Source organism: Nocardiopsis oceanisediminis, assembly GCF_048595525.1.
Taxonomy (GTDB): Bacteria; Actinomycetota; Actinomycetes; order Streptosporangiales; family Streptosporangiaceae; genus Nocardiopsis_A; species Nocardiopsis_A oceanisediminis.
This window is the reverse complement of the sequence record NZ_JAFMZJ010000001.1, coordinates 522132-541359: the sequence shown is the minus strand read 5'-3', so window position 1 is coordinate 541359 and position 19228 is coordinate 522132. Positions and strand designations below refer to the sequence as shown.

The window sequence follows — 19228 nt, the reverse complement described above, 5'->3', positions numbered from 1 at the left end:
GGTCTCCTCCGCCGGGCCGGCCGGCGCCGGCCGGCCCGGCGGGTAAAACTTCGCGGGCCGCCGCCGGACCGCTCCGGCCCCCGCTTCCGGGCGCGCGGCCGCCCCGGACCCGGCCGCGGCGGAGAGCCGGCGGTACCGTGCCGGCATGGCCTCCGACGGTTCCGCCCCGCCCGCCCCCGCCCTCCCGGTCCCCGGGACGCCGGTGCGGGCCGTGGTCACCGGGGAGCACCCGTGGGGCGCCACCGTCCGGGTCCTCGGGTACGAGGGGGTCCCCGCCTCCATCGACGCCGCGGCGATGGAGAGCCCCTCCGGCTCCCGGATCGCGCTCCCCGAGGAGCGGCTCCGGGTCGGCGAGGAGGTGGCCGCCGTCGTCCAGCAGCTGCGGCAGTGGAGCGGGCCGGGGCGGGTCCGGCTCTCCACCCGCGCCGCCGACCTCGCCGGGCTCCGGTGGCGGTGCGACTTCTGCATGGCCGATGCGGTGCTGAGCCCCGGCGGGGACGGCGTGGTCATGGAGGTGCGCGCCGCCGGCGGCCCGGGGGCGCACTCGGTGGTCGCGCACCGGGACTGCCTGCTCGGCGCGCTGCACCCGGAGAGCCTGGAGCGCGCCCGGGTGCCGGAGGTCGGCCGCGGCGGCTGAGCCGCGGTGGTGCGCGCACCACCGCGAAGAACGCCCCCGGTTCCCACCCCGGTTCAGGTGTGCACACCATCGCCGCAGGTGAGCGCCTTCCGTAGCGTTCTGCGCACCACCCCACGGAAGGAGCCGCCATGGCCTCCCCCACCCTCGGCCCGGCCCCGGCGGAACGGCCGCGGCCCCCGGAGGAGAAGAGCACCCCCTGGTGGCGGCGGCCCTGGGTGGCGCCGCTCTCCCTGGCGGTCCTCGTCTTCCTCTCCTTCTCCCTGCCGCGCTACGCGTCGCTCGACCCGGAGCAGGCGATCTTCTACGGCCAGGGGCCCGCGTGGCGGTACGACTGGTACTACCCGGTGCTGGTCACGCACATCTTCGCCGGGGCGGTGGCGATGCTCGCGGTCTGCCTGCAGGTCTGGCCGCGGCTGCGGCGCCGCCACCCGGCGGTGCACCGGTGGAGCGGCCGGGTCTACGTCTGGGCGGGCCTCCCCCTGGTCGGGCTGGCCTCGCTGGCGATCGCCCCGCTCAGCAGCACCGGCCCCGGCACCGCGGTGAGCAACGTCCTCTGGTCGCTGCTCTGGATCTCCTGCACCGCCGCCGGCTATGCGGCGGCCCGGCGGCGCCGCTACGCCGAGCACCGGGCGTGGATGCTGCGCAGCTTCGCGCTGATCTTCGCGATCGCGCTGAACCGGATCTGGGCCGGCGTCTGCGCCGCCGCCATGGCGCCCTTCCTGGACACCGCGTTCGGCGGCGACGAGGCCGCGATGATGATGACCATCGCCTCCAGCTCCAGCTGGCTGAGCTGGACCGTCAACCTGATCGCCGTGGAGTGGTGGATGCAGCGCCGCGGCCGTGCGGGGAACCGGGCCCGGCGCGCGGCCGTCGGAGCGGCATGATCGACGGCCCGCCGCACCCCGCGCACCTGGAGTTCGCCTCCCGGCTGGACGCCCTGGTCCCCGGAGGCCTCCCGGAAGAGGCGCTCCCCCGGGACGAGGGGCACGTCTGGTCGCCGTACTCGGCGGCCGAGGCGCTCACCCTGGTCGCCGCCGGGGCCGGCGGGCGGACCCGCGCCGAGCTGGACGAGGTGCTCGGCGGCGACCGGTGCGGGCACGCCGCCGCGCTGCGCGCCGCCGCCGAGGGCGCGCCCGGCCTGCGCGCCGCCGTCTCGCTGCGGATCCGCTCCGGGCTGCGGGTGCGGCCGGGGTTCGCCGCCGCGCTCGCCGCGCGGCCGGGGGCGGCGGTGCGCACCGCCGACTTCGCCGCCGACCCGCAGGGGGTGCGGCGGGAGGTGAACGCGGAGGTCTCCGCGGCCACCGGCGGGCTCCTCCCGGAGCTGCTCGGGCCGGGCTCCGTCGGGCCGGGCACCCGGGCGCTGCTGCTCTCGGCGCTGCTGGTCCGGCTCCGCTGGAAGCACCCGTTCGACCCCGCGCTGACCGCGCCGCTCCCGTTCCGCGCTCCGGGCGGCGAGCGGAGGGTCCCGATGATGCGCCGGACCGCGGAGGCGCCCTACGCCGAGGCCGCCGGGTGGCGGATGGTCTCACTCGCCGGCCGGGGCGGCTTCTTCCTGGACGTCCTGCTGCCGGACGGCCCCGCGGCCCCCGTGCCCGCCGCCGCCGACCTGGACGCCCTGTACCGGGCCGCCGGACCGCGGCTCGTCTCGGTCGCCCTCCCCCGGTTCGAGGCCTCCCACCGCACCGACCTGGCCGGCCCGCTCCGGGCCGCCGGCGTGCGCGCCCTGTTCTCCCCGGCCGCGGAGCTCTCCGGGATCGCCGGCGCGCCGCTGCTCGTCGACAGCGTGGTCCACCAGGCCCGGCTCCGGGTGGACGAGGACGGCGCGGAGGGGGCGGCCGCGACGGCCGTCCCGGCCGCCCCCGGCGGCGCGGTCCGGCTCCGGCCGCTGCGGTTCACCGCGGACCGGCCGTTCCGCTTCGTGCTGCGCCGCGGTCCGGCCGTCCTCTTCCTCGGCCGCGTCGCCTCCCCGGCGGACCCGGCGGCCGGCTGACCCCGCCGCCGGCGCTCCGCGGGCCGTGCCGCTCCGCGGCCGCACCGGGGCGGGCGGAGGGGCCGCCGCTTCGCCCGCGCGGACGGGGGGCAGAACCCTTCCCGGAGGCCGGGCTCCCGGCGGGGAGCCCGGGGCGGGCGGCGGGAGGAGCGGGCATGGCCGCGGAGCACGGCGGGTACTGGGAGGGGCCGGGGGCGGCCAAGGACTTCACCCACCCGGTGCCCTACCGGCTGCTCCGCGAGCACCTGGGGCCCGGCGCGCGCGTCCTCGACCTGGGCTGCGGCTACGGGCGGGTGCTGCGGGAGCTGGCCGACGCCGGGTACCGCGCGGTCGGCACCGATCCGTCGGCGGCGCTCATCGCGCGCGGCCGGCGCGAGCGCCCCGACCTGGACCTGCGGCACGTCCCCGGGCCGCCGCTCCCGTTCCCCGACGGCTCCTTCGACGCGGTGCTGCTGGTCTCGGTGCTCGCCGTCGTCCCGGACGGCGCGGAGCAGCGCCGGATCGCCGCCGAGGCGGAGCGGCTCTGCGCCCCCGGCGGCACCGTGCTCCTCTGCGACTTCCCGCTGCAGGACCACCCCCGGCACACCGAGCGGTACGCGGCCTCCGCCTCCCCGGTGCACGGCGTCTTCACCACCCCCGACGGCGGCGTCTTCCGCCACCACGACCCCGCGCACCTGGCCGCGCTCTTCCCCGGCTGCACCCGGGTGCACGCCGAGGAGGTGGAGATGACCAGCATGAACGGCCACCCGATCCGGGGGCTGCAGTGGCTGCTGCGGCGGAACCGGTGACCGCCCTCGGCCGGCCGGGAGGGCGCCCCGTAACCTGGCCGCCGTGAGCAGAGCGGCGGCAGGGCACATCCCCGGAGGCGCCGAGCGGGACCGGGTCCGCGCGCTGTGGCGGGGCCTCGGCCTGCCCGGCCTGATCGACGTGCACACCCACTTCATGCCGGACAACGTGCTGCGCAAGGTGTGGGCCTACTTCGACGCGGTGCGCGGCGCCGACGGCGAGCCGTACTGGCCGATCACCTACCGGGTCGGCGAGGGCGAGCGGCTGGAGCTGCTCCGCGGGTTCGGGGTGCGGCGCTTCACCTCGCTGCTCTACCCGCACCGGCCCGGGATGGCCGGGTGGCTCAACGGGTGGGCCGCCGAGTTCGCCGCGCGCACCCCGGACTGCCTGCACAGCGCCACGTTCTACCCGGAGCCGGGCGCCGCGGACCGCACCGCGGAGGCGATCGGCGCGGGGGCGCGGATCTTCAAGGCGCACCTGCAGGTCGGCGGGTACGATCCGCGGGATCCGCTGCTGGCCGGGGTGTGGGGCGCGCTGGCCGACTCCGGCACCCCGGTGGTGGTGCACTGCGGCTCGGGGCCGGAGCCGGGGCCGTTCACCGGGCCGGAGCCGTTCGCGGAGGTGCTGCGCGAGCACCCGCGGCTGACCGCGGTCGTCGCGCACGCCGGCGCGCCCGAGTACGCCGCCTTCCTGGACCTGGCCGAGCGGTACGAGGGGGTCCACCTGGACACCACCATGGTGTTCACCGCCTTCACCGAGCGCTGGGCCCCGTTCCCCGCCGGGGAGCTGCCCCGCCTGGCGGAGCTGCGCGACCGGGTGCTGCTCGGCACCGACTTCCCGAACATCCCCTACCCCTACCTGGAGCAGCTGGAGGCGCTGGCCGGGCTGGGCCTGGGCGACGACTGGCTGCGCGCCGTGCTGTACGGCAACGCCGCGCGGCTCTTCGGCGCGCCCGTTCCCTGACCCGGCGGCCGTGCACAGCCCTGTGCACAGCCCCGGGAACCGGTCCTTGCCGCGCCGCGCACCCGCCCCGTATTTTCATGTGGCGCAGGTCTCACCCGGAGGGAAGGCGCCATGGAAACCGCTCTCAGCCCGCTGGAATTCGCCCGCCGCACGCGCCGGCTGCACCCGCAGCGCGAGGCGGTGGTCGACGGCGATCTCCGGCTGACCTACGAGGAGTTCTTCGACCGGTGCGACCGCTGGTCGGCCGCGCTGCACGCGATGGGCGTCGCCCAAGGCGACAGGGTCGCCTACATCGCCCCCAACACCCACGCCCAGCTGGAGTCCTTCTACGCGGTCCCGCAGCTGGGCGCGGTGCTGGTGCCGATCAACTTCCGGCTCACCGCCGAGGACTTCGCCTACATCGTCGACCACTCCGGCGCCAAGGTGCTGTGCGTGCACGCCGACCAGATCCCCGCCGTCGACCCGGTCCGCGACCGGATGCCCGGGGTGGAGCGGTTCATCGCCCTGGAGGGCGCCCGGGACGGCTGGGAGGACTACGAGGCGCTGGTCGCCGCGGCCGGCCCGGAGTTCCCCCGGCCCGAGATCGGCGAGTCCGACCTGCTGACCATCAACTACACCAGCGGCACCACCGCCCGCCCCAAGGGCGTGATGATCACCCACCGCAACGCCTACCTGAACTCGGTCGGCACCCTGCTGCACCTGCGGATGGGCGTCGGCGACCGGTACCTGTGGACGCTGCCGATGTTCCACGCCAACGGGTGGACCTACACCTGGACGGCGACCGCCGCCGCGGCCGCCCACGTCTGCCTGCGCGCCGTCGACCCGGCCCGGGCGTTCGAGCTGGTCCGCGCCGAGCGGGTGAACTGGCTGTGCGCCGCGCCCACCGTGCTGATCATGCTGGCCAACGCCTCGGCCGAGGCCCGCGGCGAGGTCCCGCCGGGGGTGCACGTCGTCACCGCGGGCGCCTCGCCGGCCGCGGCCACCATCGAGCGGCTGGAGGACGAGTTCGGCTGGACCGTCACGCACGTCTACGGCCTGACCGAGACCGCGCCGTTCATCACCGTCTGCGAGCCGCTCCCGGAGCACGCCGGGCTGGCCGCGCCGGACCGCGCCGCGCTCAAGGCCCGCCAGGGCGTCGAGCTGATCACCTCCGGCGAGCTGCGGGTCCTCGGCGAGGACGGTGCGGAGGTCCCCTGGGACGGCGCCACCATCGGCGAGATCGCGGTGCGCGGCAACGTGGTGATGGCCGGCTACTACAACGACCCGGAGGCCACCGAGCGGGCGATGGGCGACGGCTGGTTCCGCACCGGCGACGCCGCCGTCACCCACCCCGACGGCTACGTGGAGATCCAGGACCGGATCAAGGACGTCATCATCTCCGGCGGCGAGAACATCTCCTCCATCGAGGTCGAGGGGGTGCTGCTGCGCCACCCCGCGGTCCAGGAGGCCGCCGTGGTCGGCGTCCCGCACGAGAGGTGGGGCGAGACCCCGAAGGCCACCGTCGTCCTCCGCGAGGGCGGCTCGGCCACCCCGGAGGAGATCATCGCCTTCGCCCGCGACCACCTGGCCCACTTCAAGGCCCCCACCTCGGTCGAGTTCGCCGACCGGCTGCCGAAGACCGCCACCGGCAAGATCCAGAAGTACGTCCTCCGCAAGGGCGCCTCGGCGGTCTCCCGGCAGTAGCCGGCCGCGGGCTCCGCTCCGTCACAGGTCGAGCGGGGCGGAGCCGAAGGCCACCGAGAAGCGGTCGCACCAGATCACCACGCTGGTCATCCCGTCGATGTCGGCGTCGTCCGGGATCGCGTAGTTGGCGTCGCCGTGCGTGCCCTTCAGGTCGCCGAGGTCGAGGTGGCGCCCGTCGCGGTACTTGAACCAGTCGCCGCCGGCCTCCTGGTCGGTCAGCCAGACGTACAGGTCCGGCCCGTCGCTCGTGGCCAGGCCCTCCAGCCTGACGTGCCGGGTGCCGTCGGCCAGCTCGATCACCTTCGCGGTGCCGGAGGTCCCGTGCTCCTGCGAGACGAACTCGCCTTCGGCGAGCACTTCGGGCCCGGCCTCCTCGGGCCTGACCTCCTCCGCGGGCGCCTCCTCCTTGCCGCCGCCCGCCCCGGCCGGCTCCCCGGCGCCTTCGGAAGGGGAGGGGTCCGCCTGGCCGCTGACCGCCGGCAGGTCCTCGTCGACCACCCTGGTGGTGACCAGCCGCCACGGCTCGAACGCCCACAGCCCCACCGCGAGCAGCACGGCCGCCAGTGCGGCCGCCCCCCACAGCAGCGGCCGCCTCAGGCCGCGCCGCCCGGTTCCGCCGTTCCCGCCCATGCCGTCCTCCTCCGTCGCCCCGCTCTTCCCCCTCATTCGGAGCCGCCGGGCACGGGGCGACCGCGGAACCCCCGTTTTTCGGAGCGCACCGCTCAGAAGCGCGGCCCCCGGAGCCCGCGCCCGGACCGGGGGCGGCGCGGTGGGGCGCCGATCGCCCGTGCGCCCCGGTCCGGGCGCGCTCACGGGCGGGCGGGCTTCTCCGCGGTGAAGATCGCGGTGCCCGGGACGTAGCGGCCGCGGTGCGGGCCCCAGCCGCCCCAGACGGTCCGGTTCTCCTTCGGCCATTCGGGTTCGGTGAGGGCGGTCAGCCGGAGGCCGGCCGCGGTGATCGCGGCGGTCCAGTCGCCGAGGGTGTGGTGGTGCTCGACGTAGACGGCCCGGCCCCGCTCGTCCTCCTCGATGTAGGGGCGGCGGTCGAAGTAGGGCTGGACCACGGTCATCCCGGCCTCGGTGGGGTCGTCGGGGAACATCCAGCGGACCGGGTGGGTGACGGAGAAGACCAGCCGGCCGCCGGGGCGCAGCACCCGGGCGGCCTCGGTGAGGGCGGCGGTGGCGTCGGGCAGGAACGGGAACGCGCCGAACGACGAGCAGGCCAGGTCGAAGGCGGCGTCGGCGAACGGGAGGAGCTGCGCGTCGGCCTGGGCCACCGGGACGCCGGCGCCGGTCCGCGCGTCGATCCGGTGCGAGTGCCGGAGCTGGGCGAGGGCGATGTCCACGCCGACCACCCGGGCGCCCTGGGCCGCCAGCCAGCGGGCGCACTGGGCGGCGCCGCAGCCGATCTCCAGGACCCGGGCGCCGCGCAGCGCCGGGCGCGGGCCGAGCAGGCCGGCGTCGGCCTCGGTCAGCCCCTCCGGCCCCCAGACGAACCCGCTGTCCTGCAGGAACCCGCCGTGTTCGGCCTGGTACCCGTCGGCGGCCCTGTCCCACCACCCGCGGTTGGCGCGGGCGCTCTCCGCCGCCCCTGCCGGGCGCCGGGAGACCCGGGCGACCGCCGGGTCGTCGTGCGGCTCGGCCCACGGGGCGGTCTGCGGCGGCGTCGTTTCGTCGGGCATGGAGCCATCTTCACAGTCCCCGCCGGACTTTTCAGCACCGGGACGACGCCGCCGCCGGCCGGCGGTCAGCCCTCTTCCGCCAGGCGGGCGCGGAGGAACGGGGCGGTCCGGCTCTCCGGGCAGGCCGCGACGGCGGACGGGCGGCCCTGGGCGACGATCGCGCCGCCGGCGTCGCCGCCGCCCGGCCCCAGGTCGACGACGTGGTCGGCGCCGGCCGCGACGTCCATGTCGTGCTCGGCGGCGACCACCGTCGCGCCCCCGTCGACCAGGTCCTGCAGCCGGTCGACGAGGAGCGCGGTGTCGGCCGGGTGCAGCCCGGTGGTCGGCTCGTCCAGCAGGTACAGGGTGTGGCCGCGGCGGCCGCGCTGCAGCTCCGAGGCGAGCTTGATGCGCTGGGCCTCGCCGCCGGAGAGCTCGGTGGCGGGCCGGCCGAGGCGGAGGTAGCCGACGCCCACCTCGTCCAGGGCGCGCAGCGCGCGGGCGGCCGGGGGCACGTCGGCGAAGAAGCCCCGCGCCTCCTCCACCGTCATCTCCAGCACCTGGGCGATGGTGGCGCCCCGGTAGGCGACCTCCAGCGTCTCGGCGTTGTACCGCGCCCCCTTGCACTCCGGGCACGGCGCGTAGCTGCTGGGCAGGAAGAGCAGCTCGACCGAGACGAACCCCTCTCCCTGGCAGGTGGCGCAGCGGCCGCCGTCGACGTTGAAGGAGAACCGGCCGGCGCCGTAGCCGCGCGCCCGCGCCTCCCCGGTGCCCGCGAACAGCCGGCGCACCGCGTCGAACATCCCGGTGTAGGTGGCCGGGTTGGAGCGCGGGGTGCGGCCGATCGGGCGCTGGTCCACCTCGACCACCCGGTCGATGCCGGGCCCGCCCGCCGCCAGCTCCGCCAGCAGCGACGACTTGCCCGAGCCGGACACCCCGGTGACCGCGGTGAACACGCCCAGCGGCAGGTCGGCGTCGAGGCCGCGCAGGTTGTTCCGGGCGGCGCCGCGGAGCTTCAGCCACCCCTTCGGGGCGCGGCCGCGGGAGGCGTACCGGGGCGGGTCGAACAGGTGCCGGCGGGTGGCCGATTCCGCGGCGCCCCGCAGCCCGTCCACCGGGCCGCTGTACAGCACCCGGCCGCCGCGCGCGCCCGCGCCCGGACCGACGTCGACCGCCCAGTCGGCGCGGCGCACGACGCCCATGTCGTGCTCGACCAGGAAGACGCCGTTCCCGGCGCGCCTGAGCCCGTCCAGGACCTCCATCATCGCCTCGGTGTCGGCCGGGTGCAGGCCGGCCGAGGGCTCGTCCAGCACGTAGGCGACGCCGAACAGGCCGGACCGCAGCTGGGTGCCCATCCGCAGCCGCTGCGTCTCGCCCGCGGACAGGGTGGGCGCGGGCCGGCCGGTGCTCAGGTAGCCCAGGCCCAGCCGCTCCAGCACCCGGATCCGGCCGACGAGGTCGGCGGCGAGCACCCCGGCGCCGCCCTCGGTCCGCCCGGTGTGCTCCTCCAGCAGGGCGGCCAGGTCGCTCATCGGGAGCGCGGCCAGCTCGGTGACGTCGCGCCCGGCGAAGGTCACCGCGAGCGCCTCGGGCCGGAGCCGGCGGCCCCCGCAGTCCGGGCACGGCTCGGAGGAGAGGAACGCGGCGGCCTTGGCCCGGCGCGCCTCGCTCTTGGAGCCGGCGTAGGCCTGCATGAGCAGGCGCTCGGCGCTGGAGTAGGTGCCCTGGTAGGGGCGCTGGATGCGGTGCGCCTCGCGGACCGGGTGCACGGTGACCACCGGCCGCTCGTCGGTGAACAGGATCCATTGGCGCAGCTCCCGGGGGAGGTCCCGCCAGGGCGCGTGCACGTCGTGGCCGAGGGTCTCCAGGATCTCGCGGAGGTTCTTGCCCTGCCAGCCGCCGGGCCAGCACGCGATGGCGCCTTCGGCGATGCTCAGCGACGGGTCGGGGACCATGGACGCCTCGGTCGCCTCCGGCACCGCGCCCATGCCCTCGCAGCGCGGGCAGGCGCCGGCCGGGGTGTTCGGGGAGAACGCGTCGGAGTCGAGCCGCTCGGCGCCCTCCGGGTACTCGCCCGCGCGGGACATGAGCATCCGCAGCGTGTTGGAGGTGCGGGCGAGCGTGCCGACGGTGGAGCGGGAGGACGGCGCCGCCCGCTGCTGGCGGAGCGCCACCGCCGGCGGCATCCCGGAGACCTCGTCGACGTCGGGGGCGGCGGCCTGCTGGAGCAGCCGGCGCGCGTACGGCGCGACCGACTCCAGGTACCGCTGCTGCGCCTCGGCGTAGAGGGTCCCGAAGGCCAGCGACGACTTGCCCGACCCGGAGACCCCGGTGAACGCGACCAGCGCGTCGCGGGGCAGTTCGACGTCGACGTCGCGCAGGTTGTGCAGGCGCGCACCGCGTACGCGCAGGTAAGGGTCGTGGTCCACCCGCTCCATCGTATGCACGGACCGGAGCCGGGGAACCGCCCCGCGGCCCCGGGCGCGGCCGGCGGCGGGGCTCCCCGGTGCGGCTATCCCACCGACTCGTCCGCCCGGTCGGACCGCTCGGGGCGGTCCTCGCCGCCGGACTCCCCGGCGCCGCCCTCGGCGTCCCCGGCGCCCTCCTCGGAGGCGTCGCGGATCTCCCGGCGCATCAGGAAGACCCAGCCGACGACGGCGATGACGGTGAAGACCCACCACTGGACCGCGTAGGAGAGGTTCATCCCCAGGTTGGTCTCGGGGGCGGCGAGGGGCTCCGGGGCCGGGTCGGAGGCCGGCTCCTGCTCGGTGAGCTCGCCGTAGCCGCCGTAGACCGGGTAGGGCAGGTCTTCGGCGAGGCCGTCCACGTCGATGAGCATGATCTGGCCCTCGGGCAGGCCGCCGCGGTCCCGGACCCCGGTGTTCTCCGTGGTCTCGCTGAACTGGAGCCGGGCGGTGACGGTCACCTCGCCCTCGGGGGCCGGGGGGACCTCGGGCTGCTCCGTCGAGGTGGGCGGCTGGCGCACCCACCCCCGGTTGACCAGCAGCGCCGTGCCGTCCTCGGTGACCAGCGGGGTGAGCACGTGCAGGCCGACGCCCTGCGAACCGTCCCGGTTGCGGACCAGCAGCTCGTGCTCGGCGTCGTAGGTGCCGGTGACGGTGGCCCGGCGCCAGCGGTCGTCCGGGTCGAGGTCGGTGCCGGGCGCGGTGAGCTCGTCCACCGGCACCGGGGCGGCGGCGAGGTTGTGCTCCTGGAGGTCGGCCGCGGCGGACTTCTCCTCCCAGCGGTGCAGCTGCCAGAAGCCCAGCCAGATGAAGGAGGGCACGACCACCAGCACCAGCGCGTGGAACGCCAGCATGCGGGGTGAGATCAGGACGCGAAGCACGCCTTCGAGGCTATGAGATGCCTCGGGGGACCGCGCATCGGCCCTGGGTGAGAGCCGATGCGCGGTCGGGGCTCAGTCCTCGGCGCCCTCGGTGCCGGCGGCGCCGGCCGCGGCCGCGCGCCGCTTGCGGGTGAGGTACATCGCGCCCGCGCCGACGCCGACCGCGGCGGCCGCGGCGGCGACCAGGCCGCCCAGCGCGGTGCCGGTGACCGGCAGGGAGCCGGTGGAGGAGGCGGCCGGGGCCTGCTTGTCGTCGGACTTCCCGCCGTCGTCGGAACCGGGCTCCTCCCCGGGCTTCTCGCCCGGCTTCTCCTCGCCCGGGTCCTCCCCGCCGGGGTTCTGGTCGCCGCCGTCGTCCTCGCCGCCGTCGTCCCCGCCGTCCTCGGAGCGCGGGTCCTCCTTGCCGCCGTCGTCGTTCCCGTCGTCCTCGCCGCCGTCGTCGCCGCCGGGGTGGCCGACCTTCTCCAGGCACTCGGCCTCGGCGACGCCCAGCACGGACACCGCGTTGCCGCAGATGTTCACGGCGGCCTTGACCGGGATGTCGATCTGGTTGCCGGAGGCGACGCCGCCGGAGCCGCCGGTGGCCGGCGAGGAGCCGCCGCCGTCCCCGTCGCCGCCGATGATGTTGATGATGGTGGTGCACTCCGCCTTGGAGGCGCCGAGCACCGCGACGGAGTTGCCGCAGATGTTCACCGCGGTGTCCACCGGGAGGTTGATCTGGTTGCCGGAGGCGACGCCGCCGGAGCCGCCGGTGCTCGGCGAGGAGCCGCCGTCGCCGCTCTCCTCGGCGAGCTTCTTCACCACCTTGGTGCAGTCGGACTCGGAGACCCCGCCGACGGCGGCGGAGTTCCCGCAGATGTCCAGGGCGGCGTCGAGCGGCATGTCGATCTGGTTGCCGGAGGCGACGCCGCCGGAGCCGTCGGTGGCCGGCGCGCTCTCCTTCCCCTCGTCGCTGGAGGCGTAGAGCACCTTCGACACCTCGGTGCACTGGGCCTTGGAGATGCCGAGCACCGCGAGGGAGTTGCCGCACAGGTCGGCCTCGACGTCGACCGGGACGCTGATCTGGTTCCCGGAGGCCACGCCGCCGGAGCCGTCGGTCTGCGGGTCGGCCCAGGCCGCCTGCCAGGAGGCGCCGACCAGGCCGGCGGTGAGCAGGGCCAGGGCCGCCGGGGTGGTGAAGAACCGCTTGTGCATGTGAGGGATGGCCTTTCGAACGAGACTACGTCGGGTGATTGACCGATGCCGCAGAGCACACCAGAGCGGGCGCGGTGGATCGCCGACACGGCGGGAGGACGGGCCCGGGTCCGCAGATTGCGGGTTTATCCCGCCGAACCGGTGCAATGGGCCCTTCTCCTCCAGCGCTTCGCAACGCTAGCAGCGCGGGCCGAAACGCTCCGGAGTTTTGCGGAATTCACCCCGCTCGACCACCGGAGGCCGGGTATGCCCCGCATTACCCTCGGTAGCACTATGCAGGTCACCGAGGGTTTTCAGTCCCCCGAAAAGAGATCCGTCCACCCATTCGACCTTTCCGTGCAACCCCCTGCCACCTTGCCGGACGAACGGCCACTGAAAGCCGAATACCACCGCCATTCCCCCGTACAACGGAAAAGCCCCGGAACGGACAGGCGACCCGTTCCAGGGCACAGCGGGCCGAAAGCGCGGGATCGGCCGACCCCCTCGACCGTCCGCGGAACAGGGGGCGCGGCTCACCGCACGCGCAGGCCCACTCGCCGCCGATGCCCCCCATATCGGCGCAGACCGTGCCAACCGGAGGCGAGTGGCGGGCGTCACACTTGACGACCCCCGTTCCCCTCTCCGCCCCGCACCCCCTCTCCCGCCCGACGGCCTCCCCGGCCGCCGTCCCCCCGTGGAGCAGCGCGTGACGCCTACGACCCCCGCCACCCCGATCCGGATCGCCGCCCTGCTGGCCGCCGCCGCACTGCTCTCCTCCTGCACCCGGGCCGAGGGCGACCTGGAGAGCGCGACCGATCAGGCCCCTCCGTCACCGTCACCGTCGGCGGAGGCCAAGGAGCCGTACACCATCGCCGTCGGCGGCGACGTCCACTTCGAGGGGGTGCTGCGGGACCGGCTGGAGAAGGACCCGGCGACCGCGATGGGCCCGATCGCGGACGTGCTCTCCGAGGCCGACCTCGCCCTGGTCAACCTGGAGACCGCGGTGACCGGCGGCGGCACCCCGGCGCCCGGCAAGGAGTTCCGGTTCCGCGCCCCCGACACCGCCTTCGACGCACTGGAAGGGGCCGGGGTCGACGTCGCCTCGCTCGCCAACAACCACGGCATGGACTACGGCCGGGAGGGCCTGGCCGACACCCTGGACGCCGCGGACCGGGCCGGGTTCCCGCTGGTCGGCGCGGGCCGCGACGCCGAGGCCGCCTACGCCCCGCACCTGGCCGAGGCGGGCGGGGACACCGTGGCGTTCCTCGGTGCCGCCGACGTCATGGACGAGCACCTGATCGGGCCCTGGACCGCCGGCGAGGACCGCCCCGGGCTGGCGTCGGCCAAGTACGGGGCGGCCGACCGGCTCGTCTCCGCGGTGGAGGACGCGGCCGAGCGGGCGGACGCGGTCATCGTCAACCTGCACTGGGGCCTGGAGGGCGACCACTGCCCGCTGCCGCACGCCCCGGACCTGGCCGAGCGGCTGATCGGAGCGGGCGCCGACGCGGTCGTCGGCGGGCACGCCCACGTCCTCTCCCCCGGCGGCTACCTGGGCGGCGGCTACGTCCACTACGGGCTGGGCAACTTCGTGTTCTACAGCCACGCCGGGCCGACCGCGGAGAGCGGCGTGCTCACCCTCACCCTGGAGGACGGCGAGGTCACCGGCGACGAGTGGACCCCGGCCCGGCTGGAGGGCGGCGTCCCGATCCCCGCCACCGGGGAGGAGGCGGAGCGGGCCGCGGCCGACTGGGAGTCGCTCCGCGAGACCTGCTCCACCGGCCTCTCCGCGGAGCCGGAGGCCTGACCCCCCGCGCCTCCCCCGATGATCTTGGAGTTGCGGGGGCATCGAAGCGCTTTGATGCCCCCGCAACTCCAAGATCATCGGGGACTGGGGCGGTCGGGGGCGAAGGGGGCGGGCGGCCGCATGCCCGACGGCCTCTCAGCCGGCCCCGTGCCGGGCGGCCACCGCGTCGATCTCGGCGAGCAGCGCCTGCTTGGCGGCCGGGTCGAGGTAGGAGGCGTGCACGCCGTTGCGGGCCAGTCCGGCGAGTTCGGCGGGGCCCAGGCCCATCCGGTGCGCGGTGCGGTACTCGCCGAGCAGGTCGGTGCCGAACATCGGCGGGTCGTCGCTGTTCAGCGTGGTGATCAGGCCGGCCTCCAGCATGGCGGGCAGCGGGTGGGCCTTGAGCTCGGCCACCGCGCGGGTGCGCAGGTTGGAGGTGGGCGAGACGTCCACCGGGATCCGCTCGTCGCGGAGCCGGGCCAGCAGCTCGGGGTCGCGGGCCGCATCGATGCCGTGCCCGATCCGCTCGGCGCCGAGCAGGTCGAGGGCCTCGCGGATGCGCTCCGGGCCGCCGTTCTCGCCGGCGTGCGGCAGGCTGCGCAGCCCGGCGGCGCGCGCCCGGCCGAACACGTCGGCGAAGGGGGCGCGGGACACCTCGATGCCGCCGACGCCGAACCCGACCACGCTGTCCGGTCCGTGCCGGAGGGTGGCGTCCAGGGTCTGCTCGGCGCTGTCCAGGCCGTAGTCGCCGGGGAAGTCGGGGATCCAGCGGAGCCGGATGCCGTGCTCGGCCTCGGCGGCGCGGCGGCCGCGCTCGATCCCGTCGAAGACGGTGCGGGCGTCCACCCCGCGCATCAGGTGCCCGAACAGGCTGACGTGCACCTCGGCGTAGCGGACGTTCTGCGCGGCGAGGTTGTTCGCGACGTCGGCGGCCAGCTCGGCGAAGTCCTCTTCGTCGAGGAGGGCGTTGACCGAGGTGAGGTAGACGTCGATGAAGTGCGGGAAGTCGGTGAAGGCGTACCACTCGCGCAGCTCGCCGGGGGAGGCCGGGATACCGGCGACGCGGTGCTTCCGCGCAAGCCGGAGCAGCAGCTCCGGCCGCATCGAGCCCTCCAGGTGGACGTGGAGCTCGACCTTGGGCAGCTCCCGGATGAACGCCTCGACATCCGGCGCGACCGGTTCCTCGGGGTGATGGTCCATGCGGGGAAGCTACTCCGGCCGGGCCCCGGCGTCGATGCCTCGGCCCGGCACTTGACGAGGATCCGTCAGAAGGCGTCGCGCTTGGCCGCGTCCAGGAACGCCTGCCACTCGGGGGAAGTGAAGAGGAGCGCCCCGAGGCCGCGATTCTTGGTGTCGCGCACGGCGCTGGCCCGGGGGGTGTCAGCGACCTCGACGCAGTTGTTGCTGCTGGCGTTGCTGTAGCTGGACGTGCGGAAAGCGGCTCCCGCCGGAACATCCGCGACTTCCACGCAGTTGTTGCTGTTCGGGCTGGTGTAACTGGACGTGCGCCACACAGCCGCGCTCAGGTCCATGGTGTCCTCGATTCAACGTTGCTTGCTACTTAGAGAACGGTTCGCAAGAGAGCGGCGGAATCCTCAACCGACATCGCTGTGCCCTGCATCCGGCTGAAAACCAGCCTATAGTCGGTGACTTCCTCCTCCTCTTCCAGATAGAAGCCGTCCTTGCGCGTCTCCAGGTACACCAGACTCCCGGCTGCGCCGCCTCCGTCGAATCCGAACAGTACGAACGGGATGGAGGTCCCTGCGTGCGCACCTGCTTTGAACGGGAGGATCTGGACCTCGACGTTTGGTCGCTCTGACAGATCCAGGAGATGCCGGATCTGCCCCTTCATGACCTCTTCACCGCCGACCTCCCGGCGAATCGCGGACTCATCGATGACCGCCATGATCGTGGGCGGCCGCTCACGATCCAGGACGGACCTCTGGCGTTCCAGGCGAATCTCCAGCCGCTTGGGGACCTCCTGTTTCGGAACGCCGACGGCTCGCTCGAACAGGGCCGTGATGTAGTCCTGAGTCTGGAACAGGCCGGGTATCAGCCCGATGCTGAAATCCTGGATCAGGGTCGCTTCGGCCTCCATGCCGATGAACGCCCCTGGGAGCACGTCCTTGTACTGGTACCACCAGGGCAGGTTCTTGCGGGAGTCCCGAGCGATCTGGACCAGCTCTTCGGCTTCGGCCTTGTCGGCCTCGTACAGCTGGCAGAGGGCCATGACGTCGCCGGCCTTGAGCCGCTGGAACTCCCCCGCCTCCAGGCGCTGGAGCTTGGCCCTGCTCCAGCCGAGCGCCTTCCAGACCTCATCCTGTGAGAGGCCGGCGTCCCGGCGCATGCGCCTGAGCTGAATGATCAGGTGACGTCGCCGGACAGGCATCCCACCAGCCATTTTCTCTCCTCGCTCGGCGTCTTCGACGTGGCGATCGTAGTACTCCCATGCCCAGAAGTGTGCGAAAACGAATTTGATGCACATACTAACCGAGGCGCTTGAGAAACGAGGCGGCCTCATTTAGCGTGATGCTCACTCTAAGCGTTCGTGGCCTCACGAACATGGATCACCCTCTGGGGGCACCATGTCAGCTACTCCCGAGACCTCTCGTTCCTTCCGCTCCACCCGATGGGAGCCGCGCATCTACCCCGGCTCCCTCGCCCAGGCCTCCCGCCTGCGCCGCGACATCCGCCGCGACCTCACCGGATTCCCCGACGACGCCGTCCACACCCTCCAGCTCTGCTGCTCCGAACTCTTCGCCAACGCCGTCGCCCACACCGCCTCCGGCCAACCCGGCGGCGAAGTCGTCCGCCGCCTCGACCTGCTCCGCCCCGACCTCCTCCGCCTGGAGGTCACCGACGGCGGCTGGACCCAGCGCCGCCCCGCCGTCCCCGACCACCGCAGCGAACACGACTGGGCCGAAGCCGAAGGCCAGCGCGGCCTCCTCCTGCTCACCGCCACCGCCACCGCCTGGGGCTACCACCCCGTCCTCCCGCACACCTCGCTCAACCTCGGACTGTGCGTCTGGGCCGACTTCCCCCTCGACCCCGACCACGTCCCCACCGGCCTGGACCCCTACGTCTTCACCTCCTGACCACCACTCCTATGCCGCTCCGGCGGCGGGAAGCAGAACCCAGTGCGATGAACACGCAACCGACCCCGGCCCCCGCCGGGTCCCCCGCTCCGATCGACCCGCGCATCCGCGCGGTGCTGACCGCCCCCAAGGGGCGCCGCTTCAACCACCCGCGCCGCTACACCCGGCCCCGCCCGGCCACCGCGCCCGACCGCCCGGCCTCCCTGCGCGCCTCCGCCCACGCCCGCACCGACACCCCGCCCTGGCTGGCCCGGCTGCACGCCGAACTCGCGCCCGACGACGCCGCCGCGCCGCCCGCGCCCCCGGTCCGGCGCTCCGCCGCCCCGCCCCGGAAGCCCGTCCCGCAGGCGGCCCCGCGCGCACCCCGCCGTCCGCGCCGCTGGACCGGCCCGCGCCTCCCCGGCCACGAGACCGCGCCCTACACCTGCACCGTCATCGGCCTGCTCTTCGCCGCCTACCTCCTCGGCCTCCTCGGCTGAGAGCGCCCGAACGGGCCGAGGGCCGGAGGCGGCCACCTCCGGCCCTCGGCCCGCCCGCGTCACCGGCTCCCGGCCGGCCCGGGTCAGTCCACGGGGGCCACCCGGACCAGGTTGCCGTCCGGGTCCGCGACGACGAAGGTCCGCCCGAACACCTCGTCGCGCGGCTCGCTGACCACGCGGACCCCCTTGCCGGTCCACTCCTTGAACTTCGCGTCGACGGCCTCGGGGCCGCCGTCCAGGGTCAGGCAGACCTCGCTGGTGCGCCGCGTCTCCGGCACCACCTCGGCCCCGTCTCCGCTCCACACGGCGAGGCCGGTGCCGTCCGCCAGGTCGAAGAAGATGTACCGCGGGGTCTCGAAGGCCGGCTCGACCTCCAGCAGGTCGGCGTAGAAGCGCGCGGCCGCGGGGGCGTCGTTGACGTAGACGATGAACACGATCGGGTTGGCCATGGTTCGGTCCTCCAGATGATCGCCGTGATCGGGACGTGGAGGACTGTGCCGTTGAAACCGGACAGGGGCCGTCATGTTTTTCCGAGACCTCGGAGCAGGCGCCCGCTTCTAGAACGGGTGGCCGTACGGCCTGCTCCGCACCCGGTCGTAGATTCCGCGCAGCCGCGGCCGCCGGACCGCCGGCAGCCGCGCCAGGGTGTGCAGGAAGATCTGCGGGTCCGGCCGCATCAGGGTCATCGGGCGCATCGGCGGCGGATCGTCGCGGAGGACCCCGGCGGGCAGTCCGCCCGTCGCGGGGACCGGCAGCCGCTCCTCGGGGTCGACCAGCCGCGCCCACATGCCGGCGGGCAGGGGCACGGTCCGCCGCTCCGCACCGGGCGGCCGCCAGGCCTCCCCGGTCAGCGAGTGGATCGGCACCACCGGGATGTCGGACGCGCCGGCCGGGGCGGGCAGGCCGGGACCGGCGAACACCGCCCTTCGCACCGGCTCGTCGGCCGGCAGCAGTGCGTTCAGCGCCGGGGTGAACAGCTCGGCGAAAAGCCCGCCGGGAACCGCCACGGGAGCGCCCGCCGAGGCCGCCAGGAGGTGCGCCAGGCCTGAGCCGACGGCCGCCGACCACTCCGGGCTCCATCCCCCGGTCTGCTCGACCGGCGGCACGTCCCACCGCTCGCACGCCGGCGCCTCGTCCCGGCCCGCCGCCCGGCCCGTCGCCCGGGCGGCGGGCCCGCCGTCCGCCGCATCGCGCACGGCCTCCGGGTCGAACCAGACCGCCCGCCAGTACGAGCAGTCGTCGATGCAGGTGGCCACCTCCCGCCCGCACCGCTCGCAGGCGAGGTTCGGCCCGTCGCCTCCGTCCAGCCCGCAGCAGTTGCCCGCGTACCTTCCGGGGATCAGGGCGGTGCCGCGCGTGTCGCCGGGCGCGACGACGATCGCCCCCGGGGCGCCGAAGGACAGGGCGTGCACCGGTGCGAACACGCCGCGGGCCGCCGCCTCGTCCGCTCCGATCTCGTCCCACCGCCGCCACGGAGGCCCGGAGGGCTCCGGGTCGACCGCATAGGTGCCCGGTTCCATCAGCGCCGGGAGCAGCAGCCCGTTCCCCCAGCTCTGGCGGGCGTGCAGGGGCAGCGCGACCCGCGACACGGGAGCGCTCAGCACGGCCCCGCACCCTGCGCACGCGAACACC

The 19228-nt window shown here is 75.1% G+C and carries 19 protein-coding genes; 9 read left to right on the top strand and 10 right to left on the bottom strand.

What is annotated here, in order from left to right; genetic code table 11:
• Positions 1-145 precede the first annotated feature (145 nt).
• The 6 genes from J0910_RS02935 (at position 146) to J0910_RS02910 (ending at position 6059) form a co-directional block, all read left to right on the top strand.
• Complete coding sequence (locus J0910_RS02935) at positions 146-637, top strand: hypothetical protein (protein WP_420156956.1); 492 nt, start codon at positions 146-148, stop codon at positions 635-637.
• A gap of 128 nt (positions 638-765) precedes the next feature.
• A complete protein-coding gene (locus tag J0910_RS02930; RefSeq protein WP_420156955.1) occupies positions 766-1521 on the top strand; it encodes a DUF2306 domain-containing protein in 756 nt (251 codons plus the stop codon).
• Positions 1518-2627, top strand: a complete 1110-nt coding sequence (locus tag J0910_RS02925; RefSeq protein WP_420156954.1) for a serpin family protein — start codon at positions 1518-1520, stop codon at positions 2625-2627. The genes J0910_RS02930 and J0910_RS02925 overlap by 4 nt, the downstream gene beginning before the upstream one ends.
• Positions 2628-2782: 155 nt before the next feature.
• Positions 2783-3415, top strand: a complete 633-nt coding sequence (locus J0910_RS02920; protein ID WP_420156953.1) for a class I SAM-dependent methyltransferase — start codon at positions 2783-2785, stop codon at positions 3413-3415.
• Between the two features lie 43 nt (positions 3416-3458).
• Positions 3459-4376: an amidohydrolase family protein gene (locus J0910_RS02915; protein WP_420156952.1), complete on the top strand. Its 918-nt coding sequence runs from the start codon at positions 3459-3461 to the stop codon at positions 4374-4376.
• 111 nt (positions 4377-4487) lie between these two features.
• On the top strand, positions 4488-6059 hold the full coding sequence (locus tag J0910_RS02910; protein WP_420156951.1) for a long-chain-fatty-acid--CoA ligase: 1572 nt from the start codon (positions 4488-4490) through the stop codon (positions 6057-6059).
• A gap of 21 nt (positions 6060-6080) precedes the next feature.
• Here the strand turns inward: J0910_RS02910 and J0910_RS02905 are convergent, their stop codons facing one another.
• The 5 genes from J0910_RS02905 to J0910_RS02885 all read right to left on the bottom strand — a co-directional run bounded on the left by J0910_RS02905 (position 6081) and on the right by J0910_RS02885 (position 12260).
• A complete protein-coding gene (locus tag J0910_RS02905) occupies positions 6081-6689 on the bottom strand; it encodes a DM13 domain-containing protein (RefSeq protein ID WP_420156950.1) in 609 nt (202 codons plus the stop codon).
• Between the two features lie 179 nt (positions 6690-6868).
• Positions 6869-7741: a class I SAM-dependent methyltransferase gene (locus J0910_RS02900; protein ID WP_420156949.1), complete on the bottom strand. Its 873-nt coding sequence runs from the start codon at positions 7739-7741 to the stop codon at positions 6869-6871.
• Positions 7742-7806: 65 nt separating this feature from the next.
• Complete coding sequence (locus J0910_RS02895; protein WP_420161872.1) at positions 7807-10158, bottom strand: ATP-binding cassette domain-containing protein; 2352 nt, start codon at positions 10156-10158, stop codon at positions 7807-7809.
• Between the two features lie 74 nt (positions 10159-10232).
• Entirely contained in the window at positions 10233-11066 is an 834-nt protein-coding gene (locus J0910_RS02890; RefSeq protein WP_420156948.1) for an SURF1 family cytochrome oxidase biogenesis protein, read from the bottom strand.
• Positions 11067-11138: 72 nt separating this feature from the next.
• Positions 11139-12260, bottom strand: coding sequence for a chaplin family protein (locus J0910_RS02885; protein WP_420156947.1), 1122 nt, complete (start codon positions 12258-12260; stop codon positions 11139-11141).
• A gap of 685 nt (positions 12261-12945) precedes the next feature.
• On the opposite strand from J0910_RS02885, the gene J0910_RS02880 reads away from it, so the two are divergent.
• Positions 12946-14043: a CapA family protein gene (locus J0910_RS02880; RefSeq protein WP_420156946.1), complete on the top strand. Its 1098-nt coding sequence runs from the start codon at positions 12946-12948 to the stop codon at positions 14041-14043.
• Between the two features lie 135 nt (positions 14044-14178).
• On the opposite strand, the gene add is transcribed toward J0910_RS02880, so the two are convergent.
• The 3 genes from add to J0910_RS02865 form a co-directional block, all read right to left on the bottom strand.
• Complete coding sequence (add, locus tag J0910_RS02875) at positions 14179-15222, bottom strand: adenosine deaminase (protein WP_420156945.1); 1044 nt, start codon at positions 15220-15222, stop codon at positions 14179-14181.
• 65 nt (positions 15223-15287) lie between these two features.
• Positions 15288-15554: a DUF397 domain-containing protein gene (locus J0910_RS02870; protein ID WP_420156944.1), complete on the bottom strand. Its 267-nt coding sequence runs from the start codon at positions 15552-15554 to the stop codon at positions 15288-15290.
• A 29-nt stretch (positions 15555-15583) separates the two neighbouring features.
• Positions 15584-16507: a helix-turn-helix domain-containing protein gene (locus J0910_RS02865; RefSeq protein ID WP_420156943.1), complete on the bottom strand. Its 924-nt coding sequence runs from the start codon at positions 16505-16507 to the stop codon at positions 15584-15586.
• A 100-nt stretch (positions 16508-16607) separates the two neighbouring features.
• On the opposite strand from J0910_RS02865, the gene J0910_RS02860 reads away from it, so the two are divergent.
• Complete coding sequence (locus J0910_RS02860; protein WP_420156942.1) at positions 16608-17117, top strand: ATP-binding protein; 510 nt, start codon at positions 16608-16610, stop codon at positions 17115-17117.
• Between the two features lie 47 nt (positions 17118-17164).
• Complete coding sequence (locus J0910_RS02855) at positions 17165-17596, top strand: hypothetical protein (RefSeq protein WP_420156941.1); 432 nt, start codon at positions 17165-17167, stop codon at positions 17594-17596.
• An 83-nt stretch (positions 17597-17679) separates the two neighbouring features.
• Here J0910_RS02855 and J0910_RS02850 read toward each other — a convergent pair whose 3' ends face one another.
• Together J0910_RS02850 and J0910_RS02845 are read right to left on the bottom strand one after the other, a co-directional pair.
• A complete protein-coding gene (locus J0910_RS02850) occupies positions 17680-18045 on the bottom strand; it encodes a VOC family protein (protein ID WP_420156940.1) in 366 nt (121 codons plus the stop codon).
• A gap of 108 nt (positions 18046-18153) precedes the next feature.
• Positions 18154-19200 (bottom strand): hypothetical protein, encoded by a 1047-nt coding sequence (locus J0910_RS02845; protein WP_420156939.1) that lies wholly within the window; start codon positions 19198-19200, stop codon positions 18154-18156.
• Between the last annotated feature and the right edge of the window lie 28 nt (positions 19201-19228).